Source organism: Staphylococcus sp. HMSC070D05 (genome assembly GCF_001815595.1).
GTDB lineage: Bacteria > Bacillota > Bacilli > Staphylococcales > Staphylococcaceae > Staphylococcus > Staphylococcus hominis.
Genome location: NZ_KV821127.1, coordinates 1 through 18696 on the forward strand (window position 1 = coordinate 1; position 18696 = coordinate 18696).

Genomic DNA, 18696 nt, shown 5'->3' on the forward strand with positions numbered 1-18696 from the left:
CACTTATCCAGATACTTTATGTCCCGGACTCTCGTTTTTTTATTCGAAGTGATAATCTTCTTTAATTTTTCTAAAGCTTGAAGCTAAGCGTGTCACATTAACAATAAATGAGATAAATGATGTGAATTTACGGAATTTACGAGGTGATCTCATCGAAACGATAAAATCGAACACAGTACCCGCTGTGCTAAGTGCTAGTGATAGATAAACGAGATTTTTATTTTTTGCACTATATTTAATTCCATTATATCCATCCACAATAAATCCTGCTGTACTTACTAAACTAGATAAGCGTGAAAGTTTTGATTGTTTTGCCATCATACAAGACCTCCTTAAAAATAAAAACCAAATCTGAATGTTATATCACTCATTAAGAATTTGTTCCAATCTTTGTTTTAATGTATGTTAATATCATACTAAATTAAATTATTTTTTTGAAGTGAGAATATTTTAATAAGGATGAATAGAATGATTAAATGCGTATGTTTAGTGGAAGAAACAGAGGACCAAATTTTATTGGTACAGGTTCGTCACAGAGAAAAATACTATTTTCCTGGTGGGAAAATTGATGAAGGTGAGACACTCTTAGAAGCTATTCAAAGAGAAATTGAAGAAGAACTACAACTTCATTTTTCTCAAGATGATTTTACATATATTGGAAAAGTGATTGGTGAAGCCTATCCTCAACCAAATACTTTGACCGAATTAAATGGATTTAAAGTTAATCAAAGTATTGATTGGAATGAAGTTCAAATTGATAATGAAGTTACTGATATTCGCTGGTTCAATAAATCTGATACACAGTATATCGCACCAGCTGTAATTAAGTGGATTGAAACATTTTCAACATAAATATTGAATAAATAAAACAGCGACATTTGATGCTTTCAATCATTAAACGTCACTGTTTAGTCTTTACTATTCTATTTCTTCGTTTAAGGATGAAGTAGTAGTGTAGTCATTTGTTTATTTAAGTTGATGATATTTAATTAACCGAGCACTAACCCAAGCTGTGATAGGAATACTTAATGCGACTGCAATGCCACCTAATAAAATGGAGATAAACTCTTGAGCAAAAATTTTAGAATTTAAAATATGCCCAAATGAATAATGAAGTTGAAAAAACCAAAAGAATAATGTTAATTGTCCACCAAAATAAGCTAAATAAATTGTATTAGCGGAAGTAGCAAGAATTTCCCTGCCAACACGCATACCAGATTTAAATAATTCTTTACGAGAAAGATTAGGGTTTGTTTCATTCAACTCATACATTGGTGAACTTATTGTAATCGTTAAATCTATTACAGCAGCGATGACAGCCAACATAATAGTAAAAACAGAAAATTGTAGCATATTAATATCAATATTCATTGAAAAAATATAGGTTTCATCTTGTTGTTCTGTAGCAAAACCTTGTAGATGGCCAAATTTTACAGATAAATAGACGCCTATGATAAGAAGAACTGTTGTTACTATAGTTCCAATAAATGCAGCTTGTGTTTTAATATTGTAACTATTTAAAATAAAAAGGTTACAAGCAGCAATCACAAGACAAAAGGTAAAAGCTATAAGATAGATTGGTATGCCAAACAGAATGAAAACAATACTAATCATAAGAATAATAAAATTTAAAAATAAAGTGAGATAGGAGATGAGTCCTTTTTTACCGCCAAGCAAAATCATTAAAATAAAAAGTAATAGTGCGAGTAAAAAAATTGTAGTCATCGACTTACTCCTTTCCACTTAAATATAGTGACCATAAGTCCTATTGTTATAGGAATGGTCAATACAATACCGATACCACCAGTCAGTGCACGTGTAATTTCTAGAGACCAGTTCATAGATATTGTGTAAGTAAATGTATTCGCATTTTTTAAGTAAATTAATACCATAGCTAGACTACCTGATAAATATGAAAATAATAAGATATTGGTCATGGTACCCATAATATCTTGGCCAATATGACGTCCAGCTAAAGCCCAACGAGATATTGAAAGGTTAGGCGTACGTTGGAGAATTTCGTACATTCCACTAGAAATTGTAATTGCTACATCCATTACTGCACCTAATGTTCCTATAAGAACAGAAGACATAAAGACATCTTTGGGAGGTAGCGTTAAAAAACTCATTGTTTCATATTTGATTCCATTACCACCTGTAAATTGAATTAATAATTCAGTCATCCCTACACATAAAAACGTTCCAGATAAAGTGGCAACTATCGTAACCCAAGTTCGTTTTTGCCACCCAGTTACTAATACTAATGTAAGAATAGTTGATAAAATAATGGCTATACTCATTAATAAAAATAAATTTGTACCTGAAAAAGTATTATGAATGACTATTGAAACAATAATAAACGCGGTGTTAAATAGTAGAGATAGAATTGATTGTAACCCTACATTTTTGCCTACAATTAAAAGTGTCACGATAAATACGCCTACAATCGCCACAGTAAGGCCATCGCGTTTTTTTTCTAGAATAGTAGCGTCAGATGGACTTTTTTGCATATGTAATAATACTTTTTCATTTTTAGAAAATTGCTCTGAATCTGCTTGAGATTTTACAAAATGATTATTAACAGTGGTAATATCGTTTTTATATTTACCGTTTAGAATGCGTATAGTTAATCGTTGATTATATTTTGTGTCAGTATTATGATGCTCGTCCGTGACTTTTTGACCATGACTTGTTTCGACATTTGTGATTTTACCAATAGGTATTTGATATAATGAAGCATTAAAAAATGTAAAAATAAATAATCCAATCATTATTAAAGTAACAATAATAATTAGACGATGAGTGTTTTTAATTTTAGGTATGTGACGTCTCTTTATATTCATTAAATATAATCCTCTTTTTAATTATATAATTTATCCCTTTATCGCAATAAAGTAATTATACGCGTGTTCAAAATGATATTCAATTCACATGTTATGGGTTAGTGTTCGTTACAAGACCTAGTGATATGTTGAAACTTTACTTAGCAATGTTTGAATGAGATAAAATAGATTAAAGATATCTACTTTTTTATTGTCTTTTTTAAATACCACACAAAATGAACGTTTTAATTCTGTATGTGATAAAGAGATATCCTCTACTTGCTCAGATGAATGATCCAACGATATATAATCAGGTAGGAGTAGATGGCCGCGACATTGTTTTAATAGATACTGACCAAGAGATTTTGTACCTAGTGTGTATATAGGTACTTTAATTACAGATTCTAATCGTTTTTTAATAGAATCAGGCAAAACGTGAAGTGTATATAAAGGATTTTTTTTAAATTGTTTAAGCTGTGTTAAGGGTGGATTAAATGATAAGGCAATCGCATCGTCTTTAGGTACATATAAGTGATATGTCTCTTCATATAAAGATGTCATTGAAAAAGTTGAGTTTGCTTGTAGTTCAGGTGTATTCTCAACAATAGCTATATCAATTTTTCCTGAATTTAAATAGTCTACTATCTGAGTATGATTCATTAAACTAGGTATAATGTGACTATCATATTCTCTTTCAAACGTTTGAATCATAGGCGTAATTATATGAGAAGCATGGCTTTCTTCAAAACCCAAATTGATATGATGAGCGTTTTTAAGTTGTTCTTGTTGAAAAAGAGCAACTGTTTCGTCAAGTTGTTCTAGTATGTGAGTTGCTTGTGTTAGTAACGCTTTACCGTGTGATGTAAGATATATATTGCGACCTTGTCTATCAAATAATGGAACTTGTAATTCTTTTTCAAGTAAATTGATTTGGCGACTAATTGCAGATTGAGCAATATTAAGTTCCAATGCAGCCTCAGAAATATGTTCACGGCGAGCGACTTCAACAAAGTATCGTAATTGTTTAATTTCCATATTTTACCTCCTTAATATAAGTATATCGTAAATAATCTAATTATTAGAATGATATCATCTATTTAATATATTGTTCAGATAAATATTTTACATTATATTAATTGTTATTAACAGTAAATTTTCTGAAAATTCTCAAAAGGAGTGGGCATCGTGTTTAAAGATAAACTAAAAAGAGGGTTATATGATTACCGTGAGGAACATGATGCATGTGGAATCGGTTTTTATGCCAATATGGATAATTTAAGATCTCACGATATTATTGAAAAGTCATTAGAAATGTTGCATAGATTAGACCATCGAGGCGGTATTGGAGCTGATGGTATTACTGGTGATGGCGCAGGAATTATGACAGAAATTCCCTTCGAATTTTTTAAAAAACATACTCATTTCGACTTACCTAATGAAGGCGAATATGCAGTAGGTCTTTTTTTCTCTAATCAAAAAGTTTTAAGTACACAGCATGAAACTGTATTTAATCAATACTTTAACGATGAAGGATTGAAAGTAATTGGTTATAGAGATGTACCTGTAGACACACAAGCATTAGCAGAACATGTTGCTTCTACAATGCCTTATGTACAACAAGTATTTGTAGATTTAAACCAACACGAAACGCCTGTTAAACAGCTTTATTTAGCACGTAAACAAATTGAACAATATGCAGAACGCGAACATTTAGATTTATATTTTACAAGTTTGTCTCATAAAACGATTGTCTATAAAGGTTGGTTACGTTCAGATCAAATCAAGAAGTTATACCTAGACTTAAACCATGATGATTATCAATCAAAATTAGGACTTGTTCATTCTAGGTTTAGTACGAATACCTTCCCTAGTTGGAAACGTGCACATCCTAACCGACTTCTTATGCATAACGGAGAAATTAATACGATTAAAGGTAATGTTAATTGGATGCGTGCCCGTCAACGTCAACTTATTAATACTTTATTTGGTAATGAAAGTGAAAAAATTCAAAATATTGTTGATGAAGATGGAAGCGACTCAGCTATTGTAGATAACGCGTTGGAGTTTTTAAGTTTAGCAATGGAGCCTGAAGAAGCGGCGATGTTACTTATACCAGAGCCATGGTTATATAATAAATCCAATGATGAACATGTACGTGCATTTTATGAATTTTATAGCTATTTAATGGAACCTTGGGATGGCCCAACAATGATTTCATTCTGTAATGGCGATAAAATTGGCGCATTAACTGATCGAAATGGATTACGACCAGGACGCTATACAATCACTAAAGATAATTTTATTGTTTTCTCATCTGAAGTGGGTGTGATTGATGTTCCAGAAGAAAACGTTGCTTTTAAAGGACAATTGAATCCTGGGAAATTATTGCTCGTTGATTTTAACTCTAATAAAGTCATTGAAAATAACGAACTTAAAACTCATATTGCACATAAATATCCTTATAAAGATTGGATTGATCAATACAAAATTGATTTAGAATTAGACGAAGTTCATTATCAACGTCAATTATTAGATGAAGCAATACTGTTTAAAGTACAAAAGCAGTTTGGCTACACTAAGGAAGATATTCATAAATATATGACAGATCTAGTGATAGGAAAAAAAGATCCTATTGGTGCAATGGGGTATGATGCACCGCTCGCAGTACTAAATGAACGACCAGAATCATTATTTAACTATTTTAAACAACTATTTGCTCAAGTAACGAATCCACCTATCGATGCTTATCGTGAAAAGATTGTAACAAGTGAGTTATCTTATCTAGGTAGTGAAGGAAATTTACTTCATCCAGAACCGAATGTCTTAGATCGTATACAACTTACTAAACCAGTGCTTACATTAAATCAATTAGATAAAATTGAACAAAGTAAGTTTAACGTGAAACATTTATCGACCCTGTATCAAGATATTTCACTTGAAGAAGCTTTAAATCATATAGGAGAAGAAGCGGTTCAGGCTACAAAAGAAGGTTGCTCAATTTTAGTGTTAGATGATAGCGCACTTATCAATACAATTCAGTCGTTGCATTATGCTATGCCAATGTTATTAGCTGTAAGCCATATTCATCAATTACTTATTAAAGAAGATTTACGTATGAGTACAAGTATTGTTGCTTTATCAGGTGAAACACGTGAAGTGCATCATGTTGCTTGTTTACTTGGATATGGTGCTAATGCAGTCATTCCATATTTAGCACAACAAACGATTGCTCATTTAACTGATAGTCACCATCTTGAAGGTTTGATTTCTGAAAATGTTGAAACTTATACAAATGTTTTATCAGAAGGTGTTATTAAAGTCATGGCTAAAATGGGAATTTCTACCGTTCAAAGTTATCAAGGCGCACAAATATTTGAAGCAGTAGGCTTATCTCAAAATGTTATTGACACTTATTTTACAGGAACACAATCTAAATTATCAGGATTAAGTATTGAACAAATTGATGAAGAAAATAGAAAACGTCAAAGTAATGAAGAAGCATATCTAGCTTCTGGTAGTAACTTCCAATGGCGCCAACAAGGACAACATCATGTATTTAATCCAACAACGATTCATTTATTACAACATGCCTGTCGTGAAAATAATTACGAGCAATTTAAAACATTTACTAATGCTGTGCATGAAAATAGACACGACCATTTACGTGATTTACTAGAATTTAAATCTCAAGCATCAATTCCTATTGAGCAAGTAGAATCTGTAGAATCGATTGTAAAACGCTTTAACACAGGTGCTATGAGCTATGGTTCTATTTCTGAGGAAGCACATCAAACTTTAGCAAAAGCGATGAATACATTAGGAGGAAAAAGTAATAGTGGTGAAGGAGGAGAAAATCCTAAACGATATGTCATTCAAGAAGATGGCAGTTATTTATCAAGTGCGATTAAACAAGTTGCATCAGGACGATTTGGTGTCACTAGTGAGTATTTACAACATGCTAAAGAATTACAAATTAAAGTAGCTCAAGGTGCAAAACCTGGTGAAGGAGGACAACTTCCTGGCACTAAAGTATATCCTTGGATTGCTGAAACACGTGGATCTACACCAGGTATTGGGCTTATTTCTCCACCACCACACCATGATATTTATTCAATTGAAGATTTAGCGCAATTGATTCACGATTTGAAAAATGCAAATAAAGATGCTGATATTGCTGTTAAACTCGTATCTAAAACTGGTATAGGAACGATTGCTTCAGGGGTAGCTAAAGCATTTGCAGATAAAATTGTAGTCAGTGGTTATGACGGTGGTACTGGTGCATCTCCTAAAACAAGTATTCAACATGCCGGATTACCATGGGAGCTTGGTTTAGCAGAAACACACCAAACATTAAAGTTAAATGATTTACGTAGTCGTGTACGTTTAGAAACAGACGGTAAGTTATTAACAGGTAGAGATGTAGCATTAGCGTGTGCATTAGGAGCAGAAGAATTTGGTTTTGCAACTGCACCTCTTGTTGTTCTCGGATGTATTATGATGAGAGTGTGTCATAATGATACTTGTCCAGTAGGAATAGCAACGCAAAATAAAGATTTACGTGCGCTTTATAGAGGTAAAGCGGATTACGTTGTTAATTTTATGCATTTCATCGCTGAAGAATTAAGAGAAGTGCTCGCAGAACTTGGGTTGAAAACAGTCGAAGAACTAGTAGGACGTACTGACTTACTACAACGTTCTCGTCATATTAATCCTAAGTCTAAAGCTGCATCACTTGATATTGAGAAATTACTTCATGCAGTTGATGGACCAAACACAAAAGAAATAGCTCAAAATCATCATTTAGATATTGGATTCGATTTAAATTATTTATATAAAGAGGCAAAACAAAGTATTGAAAATGGAGAAACATTTAAAGGACACTATACAATTAATAACACTCAACGAAATGTTGGTGTAATGACGGGTAGTTATATTACGAAGCAACATGGTAGTAAAGGTTTACCTGAAGAAACGATTATTGCGGAAACGATGGGCCATGCTGGGCAAAGTTTAGGTGCATTTGCTCCTAAAGGACTATTAATACATCATACTGGAGATGCCAATGACTATGTAGGGAAAGGGTTATCTGGTGGAACAGTCGTTGTGAAAGCACCAAAGCATGCTCGTGAAAATGAAATTATTGCAGGTAATGTATGCTTCTATGGAGCCTCTAGTGGTAAAGCATATATTAATGGTAGTGCTGGAGAACGTTTCTGTATTCGTAATAGTGGTGTTGATGTAGTTGTTGAAGGAATTGGAGATCATGGTTTGGAATATATGACAGGTGGACATGTTGTTATACTTGGTGATGTTGGGAAAAATTTTGGCCAAGGTATGAGTGGTGGAGTATGTTACATTTTCCCAAGTGATATCGAAGCATTTAAAAAGGCAAATCAACTTCCAACATTAGCATTTAAACGCGTGCAACATGATGAAGAAAAGCAGTTACTTAAATCTATGATAGAAGAACATTATCGTTATACAGAAAGTACAAAAGCTAAAGATATCTTAAATCAATTTGAGAATATCACTAAACATGTCATAAAAGTGATTCCAAAAGATTATGAATTAATGATGCAAAAAATTGAGTTACAGCGTCGTCATTTATCAGATGATAACGAAGCAAAATTAGCTGCATTTTATGATCATCGCACATCAATTGAAAAAGACTTGCAACCAACTGTGGTTTATTAAAGAAAGGAAGGAAAAGTTATGGGTGAGTTTAAAGGGTTTATGAAATATGAGAAACAATCATTAGCAGAATTGTCACTCATTGAACGTTTAGAAGGACACGATGCGTTTCAACAGCGACTTTCTAGAGAAGAAGCCTCTATTCAAGGGGCAAGATGTATGGATTGTGGAACGCCATTTTGTCAAACTGGACTTCCTTTCGGACGAGAAACAATTGGTTGTCCAATAGGAAATTATATACCTGAATGGAATGACTTAGTTTATCATCAAGACTTTAAAGAAGCATACGAACGTCTAAGTGAGACGAATAATTTTCCTGAATTTACAGGACGTATTTGTCCTGCACCATGCGAGCAATCATGTGTTATGAAAATTAATCGTGATTCTGTAGCAATTAAAGGTATCGAACGCACGATTATTGATGAAGCTTATGACAACGGATGGGTAAAACCAAAATCTCCAAAAGAACACAAAGACCAGAGTGTGGCAATTGTTGGAAGCGGTCCTGCAGGATTAGCAGCTGCCGAAGAATTAAATCATTTAGGCTATCAAGTTACCGTTTTTGAAAGAGCAGCTGAGCCAGGTGGTTTATTAATGTATGGTATTCCAAATATGAAATTAGACAAAACTGTGGTTCGACGTAGAATTGAAATTATGCGTGAGGCAGGTATTACTTTCAAGACGAATACTAATATCGGTGTAGATATAACACGTGATGAATTAGAAGAACAATTTGATGCGATTATATTATGTACTGGTGCTCAAAAAGCACGCGACTTACCTTTAGAAGGTAGAATGGGACAAGGTATTCATTTTGCTATGGATTACCTTACTGAGCAAATGCAAGTTCTAAATGGTGAGATTGAAGAAGCTTCAATTACGGCTAAAGATAAAAATGTAATTGTTATAGGAGCAGGGGATACTGGAGCAGACTGCGTAGCAACTGCTTTACGCGAAAATTGTAAATCTATTGTACAGTTTAACAAGTATACAAAAGCACCAGAAGAGATTACATTTGAAAGTAACACTTCTTGGCCTTTAGCGTTACCTGTATTTAAAATGGATTATGCTCATAAAGAATATGAAGCACGATTTGGAAGAGAGCCTCGCGCATATGGCGTTCAAACTATGCGATATGATGTAGATGCGATGGGTAATATTCGCGGCGTTTATACCCAAATTTTAGAAGAAACACCTGAAGGTATGGTAGTGGTTGATGGTACAGAAAGACACTGGCCAGCAGATTTAGTATTATTATCAATCGGATTTGAAGGAACTGAAACAACAGTACCACGATCATTTGATATTAAAACTAAACAAAATAAAATTGTAGCAAATGAGCATGATTATCATACAAATCAAGAAAAGGTATTTGCTGCAGGAGATGCACGTCGTGGACAAAGTTTAGTCGTGTGGGCAATTAAAGAAGGACGAGCTGTAGCTAAATCAGTAAATCAATATCTCAAACAAAAACTTTTAACATAATAATATAAAAAGATTGACTTCCAATGAATAATATTATATAATGGTTATTGTGTTCATTGGAGGAATACCCAAGTCCGGCTGAAGGGATCGGTCTTGAAAACCGACAGGGCCTTAACGGGCCGCGGGGGTTCGAATCCCTCTTCCTCCGCCATTATAATTAAAATCCAAGACTAATCAATATAAAGAAGATAAGCACTCAGTAACTTACTGAGTGCTTATTTTTATGTAGTAAATTTTTAAAAATCAAACAATTTTATGAAAGCCTTTACATAACTTGTCTAGACAAGTTATACTTTGTTTAAGTTAGAAACAAAGGAGTGGACATCGTGGGTGTAAAAAGAAAAGATGTACAAGATATTGTTCAAGCAATAGGTGGAAAAGAAAACATAGATACTGCTACTCATTGTGTAACGCGATTACGATTAGTTTTGAAAGATGATAATAAAGTAAATAAGGAAGCTTTAGCTAATAATACGCTTGTTAAAGGCCAATTTAAAGCTGACAATCAATATCAAATTGTTATTGGTCCTGGTACAGTAGATGAAGTGTATAAACAGTTTGTAAATGAAACCGGTGTAGAAACTGCGTCTAAAGATGAAGCAAAAACTGCCGCTGCAAAAAAAGGCAATCCATTACAACAGTTAGTAAAATTATTAGGAGATATTTTTATTCCAATTTTGCCAGCACTGGTAACAGCTGGTTTACTTATGGGGATTAATAATCTTTTAACTATGGAACATTTATTTGGTCCTAAGGCCTTAGTGGAACAACATCATCAATTAGGTGATATTTCTAATATTATTAATGTCATAGCTAGTACAGCATTTATCTTTTTACCAGCTTTAATTGGTTGGAGTAGTATGAAAGTCTTTGGAGGAAGTCCAATTTTAGGATTAGTGTTGGGATTGATATTAATGCACCCTCAACTCGTTTCACAATATGATATCGCTAAAGGCCATATTCCTACATGGAATTTATTTGGTTTAGAAATTAAACAATTAAACTACCAAGGACAAGTTCTTCCGGTACTTATTGCGGCTTATGTACTTTCTTTAATTGAAAAAGCACTTAATAAAGTCGTGCATGATTCAATTAAGATGCTTGTAGTAGGGCCTGTAGCATTATTAATTACAGGATTCCTATCATTTATTATTATTGGGCCTATAGCATTAGCAATCGGAACAGCAATTACAGGTGCTATACAATTTATTTTTGAACATGCGGGTTGGTTAGGTGGCGCAATTTATGGTTTCTTCTATGCACCACTTGTGATTACTGGGTTACACCATATGTTCTTAGCAGTGGATTTTCAATTGATGGGCAGTTCTTTAAAGGGAACTTATTTATGGCCAATTGTAGCCATCTCTAATATTTGTCAAGGATCAGCTGCATTTGGTGCATGGTTCATTTATAAACGTCGAAAAATGGCAAAAGAAGAAGGATTAGCATTAACATCTAGTGTTTCTGCTTTCTTAGGTGTCACTGAACCAGCTATGTTTGGAGTGAATTTACCTTTAAAAGTACCGTTTTTTGCTGCTATTTGTACATCGGGTATATTAGGGGCAATCATTGGAGCAAACCGAGTACTTGGCAATGTAGGGGTAGGAGGCGTTCCAGCTTTTATTTCAATCCAAAGTAAATATTGGTATATTTATATACCTGTTATCCTATTAGCAGTGGTTTTGCCAGCAGTATTAACGGTGATTTTTTCTAAATTCACTAAAATTAAAGCTAAAGAAATGGTAGGAAATCCTGATATAAAATGAGACTTATGAACGTTCATTATAAGATGTGAATAATTAATTATTTTGAAGAATATATATTTTAGATAAAGGTGGCATTAATATGATTCAAAACGATTGGAGAAAATCAGTAGTGTATCAAATTTACCCTAAATCTTTTAATGATACGACTGGAAACGGCAAAGGAGATTTGAATGGTATTATTGAAAAATTAAATTATATAAAGTATTTAGGCGTGGACTATATTTGGCTAACACCTATTTATGAATCACCAATGAATGATAATGGTTACGATATCAGCGATTATTTTAAAATTAATGAAGAGTTTGGAACATTAGATGATTTTAAAAAATTGATTAGTGAAGCACATCGTCGAGACTTAAAAGTTATGCTAGACATTGTGATTAATCATACTTCTACGGAACATCATTGGTTTAAGGAAGCAATTCGTTCAAAAGATAATCCTTATCGAGATTTTTATTTTTTCAAATCATCAACAGATGGACCACCAACAAATTGGCAATCTAAATTTGGTGGAAATGCTTGGGAATACGATGAGAAATCAGATGAATACTATCTACACTTATTTGATGTGACACAAGCTGATTTGAATTGGGATAATGAAAAAGTAAGACAAGCACTTTATGAAATGGTAAATTATTGGATTCAATTTGGCGTTGATGGTTTCCGTTTTGATGTAATAAACCTTATTTCTAAAGATGAATTTAAAAATTCAGAAGCCATCGGAAAAGAATTTTACACTGATGGTCCTCGCGTCCACCAATATTTACATGAACTCAACCGTCATACTTTTGGAAATAGAAATATGATGACAGTAGGTGAGATGTCTTCAACGACGATTGACAATTGTATTAAATATACACGTCCTGAGCGTCAAGAATTGAATAGTGTATTTAATTTTCATCATTTAAAAGTGGATTATAAAGATGGTGAAAAGTGGACAAATAAAAAATATGATTTTCTTAAATTGAAGAAAATTTTAATGGAATGGCAAGTAGGTATCCATAATGGTGGTGGATGGAATGCTATTTTTTGGTGTAATCATGATCAACCAAGAGTCGTATCACGATTTGGCGATGACACAAACGAATTGAATCGTCAAGCAAGTGCAAAAATGTTAGCTATTGTGTTACATATGTTACAAGGAACACCCTATATTTATCAAGGTGAAGAAATTGGCATGACTGACCCTCATTATACATCAATACAAAAATATAGAGATGTAGAATCTCTTAATGCGTATACACTTCTAAAACAAGAAGGGATATCAGAAGAAGAAATCTTGACCATTTTATCCCAAAAATCGCGTGATAATTCGCGTACTCCTATACAATGGAATCAAAATGAAAATGCAGGATTTACATCTGGTACGCCATGGATAGATTTACCTAATAATACAGATGCAATTAATGTTGAAGATGCTATAAATAATAAAGATTCAGTTTTACATGTATATCGTCAACTTATTAAGTTACGTCATCATCATGATATTATTACTTATGGAGATATTGAACCATTGTATATGGATCATCCACAATTGTTTATTTATCGTCGCACCTATAAAAATGATTCTTGGTTAATTATTGCTAACTTTTCAAATGAAGCTGTTAGTATTCCAGATGATCTTGATATAGTAGGAGATATTATTATTCAAAGTGGTACAATTCTTGACAATAAGATTTCACCATATGGTGCGATAGTTATTAGTAAGTCATATTAAATGATAGGGTGAAAAAATAAAAATGAAGCAACAAAAGTTTGCAGTAATTTATGAAAAATTAAAAAAAGATATTTCTGAGGGAATATACTTATATGGTGAACAACTACCGTCAGAACGTGAGCTTGTAGAAACGTATCACTCCTCTCGAGAAACGGTAAGAAAAGCACTTGAATTACTTGCAAATGACGGGATGATTCAAAAAATTAAAGGAAAAGGATCGATAGTTATTCAACAAGATATCACGGAATTTCCTTTTGCAGATTTAATTAGCTTTAAAGAAGTTAAAGAAAAGTTAAACTTAACTCATGAAACACATGTACTTGTAAATGAAATAATAAAGGCCTCTGATGTTCCTTTAGTGAAAGAACAATTGTGTCTAAGAAATAACGATTTATTATGTCATGTAGTAAGAAGTAGAAGTATAAATGGAAAAGTTAAAATATTAGATGAAGATTATTTTCTAACATCATTAGTTCCTAAAATATCTAATGAAATAGCTAGAAAGTCTATTTATGATTATTTAGAAAAAGAACTTCATTTAGATATTAGCTATTCTAATAAATCAATTACATTTGAACCATTTAAGGATTTTGAATATCAAGTGTTTGGTAAAGTCCACCATTCATATACAGCGACCGTAAGAAGTATCGTTTTTCTTAAAGATACGACGCGATTTCAATATAATGTTTCAAAGCATTTAGCGACAGAGTTTAAGTTTAATGAATTTTCTCGTCGACAAACTAAATAGTAATATTTTTGAATTTATTTTTAACTTGAATGATTTATAAATAAATATACTATTTTACTTGCAACGTTAATACGTTTTATAGTATTATAAAACTTACCGTGCTAGGTGGGGAGGTAGCGGTTCCCTGTACTCGAAATCCGCTTTATGCGAGACTTAATTCCTTCGTTGAGGGTGTACTTTTGTGAAGTCTGCCCGAAGCACGAGGTGTTTGAAGATTTCGGTCCTATGCAATATGAACCCATGAATCATGTCAGGTCCTGACGGAAGCAGCATTAAGTGGACACTCATATGTGCCGTAGGGTAGCCGAGATTTAGCTATCGACTTCGGTAACGTTTATGATATACACTCGATTCGAAGGTGCACGGTTATTTAATTTAAAATTAATCATTTCTATAAATATATATACGTTACGAGTGACTTTAATTTAAAGTCACTCCTTTTTTATATAAACTATAGAAGAACTTAGAATACAGATAAAGACTCCTAAATCATTTAAATAAGTTGGCATCGAACAACTATAAACATCACACTTACATATAGATATTCAAAATAAGCATTTTGAGAAAAACAAACACCCTAAATTATTTTTATAATAAGGGTCATGGGTGTATACACTGATACATTCACTTACTTCATTTAATAGAAATATGATTAGGAACATGTTAATTATAGGGGGAAGTTATGCAAGTTTATTTAAGTACTTTAACTGAAATGGATTATATCGAGACTTTAGAAAAACTTGAACAACATTATACTAATAACAAAGATTTAGATGGTAAATCACATAGTAAAATAATTTCTAATTTAAGAAAACAACATACATATAATTATGAATTAGAAGTTATTGCCAAAAAAGAAGATGGGGAGATTATAGGTCATATCATGCTAAATGAAGTGAATCTCATTGATAATGAAGATACATTTAAAGTATTACAATTATCTTCTTTGATTGTAGCAACACCTTATCGAAATAAAGGTATAGGAAAAGCTTTAGTACAAGCTGTAGAAGAGCGTGCAAAAGCTCATCATTATACTGCTATTATTGTAGATGGTTGTCCTGACTATTTTACAACGTTAGGTTATGCATCAGCGGCGCAATATCATATTATATCGGAAAATGATGATAAGCCTCTTTATGTGAAATTCTTGTGGGATCAATTAAGTGAATATCCACATGGGAAACTAGAACCAATATCATAGAAGTATAAAAAATTAATATATCAAAGATATGGCATGATATAATTGATAAGTAATTGTATTGGAGGTGCGACTGTGAATTATCAAGCTTTATATCGAATGTTTAGGCCTCAAAGTTTTAGTGATGTTGTAGGTCAAGAACATGTCACTAAAACTTTGAGAAATGCTATTTCAAAAGGAAAGCAATCTCATGCATATATTTTTAGTGGTCCAAGAGGAACTGGTAAAACAAGTATAGCTAAAGTGTTTGCTAAAGCTATTAACTGTTTAAATCCCCATGATGGTGAACCATGTAATGAGTGTGCAATATGTAAAGGCATTACACAAGGAACAAATGGTGACGTTATTGAAATTGATGCTGCTAGTAATAACGGTGTTGATGAAATTAGAAATATTAGAGATAAAGTTAAATACGCACCTAGTGAATCAAAATATAAAGTTTATATTATAGATGAAGTTCATATGCTTACAACAGGTGCTTTTAATGCTTTATTAAAAACATTAGAAGAACCCCCAGCACACGCTATTTTTATTTTAGCAACAACAGAACCGCATAAAATACCACCTACGATTATTTCACGTGCACAACGTTTTGATTTTAAAGCGATTAGTACGGAACAGATTGTGGAACGATTACGTTTTGTTGCACAAGAACAATCACTAGATTATGAGGAAGCGGCATTAGAATTTATTGCTAAAGCATCAGAAGGTGGTATGCGTGATGCATTAAGCATTATGGACCAAGCAATTGCTTTTGGAGATGAGCATCTTACATTACAAGATGTATTAGACGTAACGGGTAGTGTAGATGAAGCGTCGCTTAATGAATTGTTTAACGATATCGTTAATGGAAATGTAAAAGAAGCATTTTCTCGTTATCATCACTTTGTATCTGAAGGTAAAGAAGTAAATAGACTTATTAATGATATGATTTATTTCGTAAGAGATACGATTATGAATAAAACAATCAATGAACAAACAAGTTACGATGCCTTAACTCAATTTGATTTAGAAACGTTGTATTATATGATAGATATTATAAATGATACGCTCGTTTCTATTAGATTTAGTGTGAATCAGAATGTACACTTTGAAGTGTTATTAGTTAAATTAGCTGAAATGGTAAAAACAAATCCTACGAAAGTAGAAAATGTAGCAACAACTCCTGTTGCTACAGAACCTAATAATGAAGTGTTATTACAAAGAATGGAACAACTTGAAAATGAGTTAAAAACTCTAAAAGCACAAGGTATGTCACAGAGTAATAACAAGCACACACAAACACACACACATTCTAGAAGTAAACGTCAAAGTAAAGCAGCATTTTCTATGACGCAGATAGCTAAAGTGTTAGATGAAGCAAATAAAGAAGATATTCAACTACTCAAAGAACATTGGCAAGAAGTCATTGATTATGCTAAAAGTAATGATAAAAAATCTTTAGTCAGCTTATTGCAAAATTCAATTCCAGTAGCAGCAAGTAGAAAACGTGTATTAATTCAATTTGATGAAGAAATACATTGTGAAATTGTTAATAAAGATGAAGAAAAAAGGAAAAACATTGAAAACGTCGTTTGTAATATCATAGATAAAAATGTTGAAGTAGTAGGTGTCCCTTCAGATCAATGGATGAGAGTAAGAAGCGAGTATATTAATCATAGAAAACAAAATGATCATCATTCTTCTGAAAGTACAAAAGATAATACTAAAGAGGAAACGTCTGATATCGCTCAAAAAGCGAAAGATTTATTTGGTGAAGATACTGTGAATATTATAGATGAATAATAAAATAGGTCAGTTTGTTTACAAAGTAAGTTGAATGAGTCATACATGACAATAAATATAAACGTATGTATAATGAAATATAAATTATAATAAAATTACTGTGAAGATTTAAGGAGGAAATGAATTATGCGCGGTGGCGGAAATATGCAACAAATGATGAAACAAATGCAAAAAATGCAAAAGAAAATGGCACAAGAACAAGAAAAACTTAAAGACGAACGTATTGTAGGAACAGCTGGTGGCGGTATGGTTGCTGTAACTGTAACTGGTCATAAAGAAGTTGTAGATGTAGAAATTAAAGAAGAAGCAGTAGATCCAGATGATATCGAAATGTTACAAGATTTAGTTTTAGCTGCAACAAATGAAGCAATGAATAAAGCAGATAATTTAACACAAGAACGATTAGGTAAACATACTCAAGGCTTAAATATTCCAGGAATGTAGGTTAAGTATGCATTATCCTGAACCGATTTCAAAACTTATAGATAGTTTTATGAAACTGCCAGGCATTGGTCCCAAGACGGCTCAACGTCTGGCTTTTTATACATTAGACATGAAAGAAGACGATGTCGTAAAATTTGCTAAAGCCTTAGTAGATGTTAAGCGAGAACTTACCTATTGTAGTATTTGCGGTCATATTACTGAAAAAGATCCGTGTTACATTTGTGAAGATAAACAAAGGGATCGTTCAATTATTTGTGTGGTTGAAGATGATAAAGATGTTATTGCAATGGAAAAAATGAGAGAGTATAAAGGCCTTTATCATGTATTACATGGATCTATCTCTCCAATGGATGGTATAGGACCTGAAGATATCAATATACCTACACTTATTGATAGATTAAAAGATGAAGAAGTTAAAGAACTTATATTAGCTATGAATCCAAACTTAGAAGGTGAATCGACCGCCATGTATATTTCAAGACTTGTAAAACCTATTGGAATAAAGGTAACACGTCTTGCACAAGGATTATCAGTTGGTGGCGATTTAGAGTATGCTGATGAAGTAACGCTTTCTAAAGCAATTGCTGGTAGAACTGAAATGTAAATTTTTATGTGCTATTTATAGTAGGTTAGTATTAAATAACGGGGATATTTCACCTTCAACAATACTAAATCACACTGTAAATAGCTTTTTTAAAATTATTTTAAAAAAATGTAAATTTTTAAAAGTTTGTTTTATGAGATAAGAGCAATATAAAAAAAGCTATAAACTGAAATAAAACCCTCTTAACGTTAACTATTAGAGAAATGTTTTATATAATGTTCGACTTTTGTGGGTTAGACTCTATTTCTTGCTCTTTGTAGTGTAATTTTTACCGTTGTACATTTGGAAGAAACCCTGTATAGTATTTATTTGTTGAGCGAAACAAATCAACGAACATTAAAAACACAAAAAATTAATTAAAAAAAGTTGTTGACTTTTATTTTAATAACGAGTATAATTAATTATTGTGTTGAAGAAAATGAACATTGAAAACTGA

General features: G+C 32.5%; 14 protein-coding genes, 1 tRNA gene and 1 other RNA gene. 12 read left to right on the plus strand and 4 right to left on the minus strand.

All coding sequences use genetic code 11. From position 1 onward, the window contains the following. Nucleotides 1–39 precede the first annotated feature (39 nt). Nucleotides 40–318 carry a hypothetical protein gene (locus tag HMPREF3046_RS05590; protein ID WP_070717373.1) on the minus strand — a complete coding sequence of 93 codons (279 nt, stop codon included), beginning with the start codon at nt 316–318 and terminating at the stop codon, nt 40–42. A gap of 150 nt (nt 319–468) precedes the next feature. Here HMPREF3046_RS05590 and HMPREF3046_RS05595 point away from each other — a divergent pair, with 150 nt between their 5' ends. Beyond that, a complete protein-coding gene (locus tag HMPREF3046_RS05595; RefSeq protein ID WP_070717354.1) occupies nt 469–852 on the plus strand; it encodes an NUDIX hydrolase in 384 nt (127 codons plus the stop codon). Nucleotides 853–966: 114 nt separating this feature from the next. On the opposite strand, the gene HMPREF3046_RS05600 is transcribed toward HMPREF3046_RS05595, so the two are convergent. The 3 genes from HMPREF3046_RS05600 to gltC form a co-directional block, all read right to left on the minus strand. Beyond that, on the minus strand, nt 967–1725 hold the full coding sequence (locus HMPREF3046_RS05600; RefSeq protein WP_070717359.1) for a YibE/F family protein: 759 nt from the start codon (nt 1723–1725) through the stop codon (nt 967–969). Next, on the minus strand, nt 1722–2843 hold the full coding sequence (locus tag HMPREF3046_RS05605; protein ID WP_064207170.1) for a YibE/F family protein: 1122 nt from the start codon (nt 2841–2843) through the stop codon (nt 1722–1724). Before HMPREF3046_RS05605 ends, HMPREF3046_RS05600 begins: the two co-directional genes overlap by 4 nt. Before the next feature lie 117 nt (nt 2844–2960). Next, complete coding sequence (gltC, locus tag HMPREF3046_RS05610; RefSeq protein WP_070717360.1) at nt 2961–3857, minus strand: glutamate biosynthesis transcriptional regulator GltC; 897 nt, start codon at nt 3855–3857, stop codon at nt 2961–2963. A 150-nt stretch (nt 3858–4007) separates the two neighbouring features. Between gltC and gltB the strand changes: the two genes are divergently transcribed. From gltB to recR, 11 genes are all read left to right on the plus strand, one after another. Beyond that, a complete protein-coding gene (gltB, locus tag HMPREF3046_RS05615) occupies nt 4008–8516 on the plus strand; it encodes a glutamate synthase large subunit (protein WP_070717364.1) in 4509 nt (1502 codons plus the stop codon). Nucleotides 8517–8534: 18 nt separating this feature from the next. Next, nucleotides 8535–9998, plus strand: coding sequence for a glutamate synthase subunit beta (locus tag HMPREF3046_RS05620; protein WP_070717368.1), 1464 nt, complete (start codon nt 8535–8537; stop codon nt 9996–9998). A 58-nt stretch (nt 9999–10056) separates the two neighbouring features. Then, nucleotides 10057–10149: transfer RNA gene (locus HMPREF3046_RS05625), tRNA-Ser, on the plus strand. A gap of 175 nt (nt 10150–10324) precedes the next feature. Continuing rightward, nucleotides 10325–11764: a PTS system trehalose-specific EIIBC component gene (gene treP / locus HMPREF3046_RS05630; protein WP_064207418.1), complete on the plus strand. Its 1440-nt coding sequence runs from the start codon at nt 10325–10327 to the stop codon at nt 11762–11764. 79 nt (nt 11765–11843) lie between these two features. Beyond that, nucleotides 11844–13481: an alpha,alpha-phosphotrehalase gene (gene treC / locus HMPREF3046_RS05635; RefSeq protein WP_070717370.1), complete on the plus strand. Its 1638-nt coding sequence runs from the start codon at nt 11844–11846 to the stop codon at nt 13479–13481. A gap of 22 nt (nt 13482–13503) precedes the next feature. Next, nucleotides 13504–14229 (plus strand): trehalose operon repressor, encoded by a 726-nt coding sequence (gene treR, locus HMPREF3046_RS05640; RefSeq protein WP_064207416.1) that lies wholly within the window; start codon nt 13504–13506, stop codon nt 14227–14229. Between the two features lie 96 nt (nt 14230–14325). Continuing rightward, an RNA gene (ffs, locus tag HMPREF3046_RS05645) (signal recognition particle sRNA large type) lies at nt 14326–14595 on the plus strand. Nucleotides 14596–14911: 316 nt separating this feature from the next. Then, nucleotides 14912–15430, plus strand: coding sequence for a GNAT family N-acetyltransferase (locus HMPREF3046_RS05650; RefSeq protein ID WP_064207415.1), 519 nt, complete (start codon nt 14912–14914; stop codon nt 15428–15430). Nucleotides 15431–15502: 72 nt separating this feature from the next. After that, nucleotides 15503–17212, plus strand: a complete 1710-nt coding sequence (dnaX, locus tag HMPREF3046_RS05655; RefSeq protein WP_064207414.1) for a DNA polymerase III subunit gamma/tau — start codon at nt 15503–15505, stop codon at nt 17210–17212. 126 nt (nt 17213–17338) lie between these two features. After that, nucleotides 17339–17656 (plus strand): YbaB/EbfC family nucleoid-associated protein, encoded by a 318-nt coding sequence (locus HMPREF3046_RS05660; RefSeq protein WP_002447964.1) that lies wholly within the window; start codon nt 17339–17341, stop codon nt 17654–17656. Nucleotides 17657–17663: 7 nt separating this feature from the next. Beyond that, nucleotides 17664–18260 (plus strand): recombination mediator RecR, encoded by a 597-nt coding sequence (recR, locus tag HMPREF3046_RS05665; RefSeq protein ID WP_002447967.1) that lies wholly within the window; start codon nt 17664–17666, stop codon nt 18258–18260. The last annotated feature ends 436 nt before the right edge of the window (nt 18261–18696 follow it).

What these genes read in the sequence shown, in the direction of transcription:
- recR (WP_002447967.1), top strand. Translation starts at nt 17,664, where the DNA reads ATGCATTATCCTGAACCGATTTCAAAACTTATAGATAGTTTTATGAAA.
- HMPREF3046_RS05620 (WP_070717368.1), top strand. Translation starts at nt 8,535, where the DNA reads ATGGGTGAGTTTAAAGGGTTTATGAAATATGAGAAACAATCATTAGCA.
- HMPREF3046_RS05650 (WP_064207415.1), top strand. Translation starts at nt 14,912, where the DNA reads ATGCAAGTTTATTTAAGTACTTTAACTGAAATGGATTATATCGAGACT.
- HMPREF3046_RS05590 (WP_070717373.1), bottom strand. Translation starts at nt 318, where the DNA reads ATGGCAAAACAATCAAAACTTTCACGCTTATCTAGTTTAGTAAGTACA.
- HMPREF3046_RS05600 (WP_070717359.1), bottom strand. Translation starts at nt 1,725, where the DNA reads ATGACTACAATTTTTTTACTCGCACTATTACTTTTTATTTTAATGATT.
- HMPREF3046_RS05595 (WP_070717354.1), top strand. Translation starts at nt 469, where the DNA reads ATGATTAAATGCGTATGTTTAGTGGAAGAAACAGAGGACCAAATTTTA.
- HMPREF3046_RS05660 (WP_002447964.1), top strand. Translation starts at nt 17,339, where the DNA reads ATGCGCGGTGGCGGAAATATGCAACAAATGATGAAACAAATGCAAAAA.
- HMPREF3046_RS05605 (WP_064207170.1), bottom strand. Translation starts at nt 2,843, where the DNA reads ATGAATATAAAGAGACGTCACATACCTAAAATTAAAAACACTCATCGT.
- treR (WP_064207416.1), top strand. Translation starts at nt 13,504, where the DNA reads ATGAAGCAACAAAAGTTTGCAGTAATTTATGAAAAATTAAAAAAAGAT.
- gltC (WP_070717360.1), bottom strand. Translation starts at nt 3,857, where the DNA reads ATGGAAATTAAACAATTACGATACTTTGTTGAAGTCGCTCGCCGTGAA.
- treC (WP_070717370.1), top strand. Translation starts at nt 11,844, where the DNA reads ATGATTCAAAACGATTGGAGAAAATCAGTAGTGTATCAAATTTACCCT.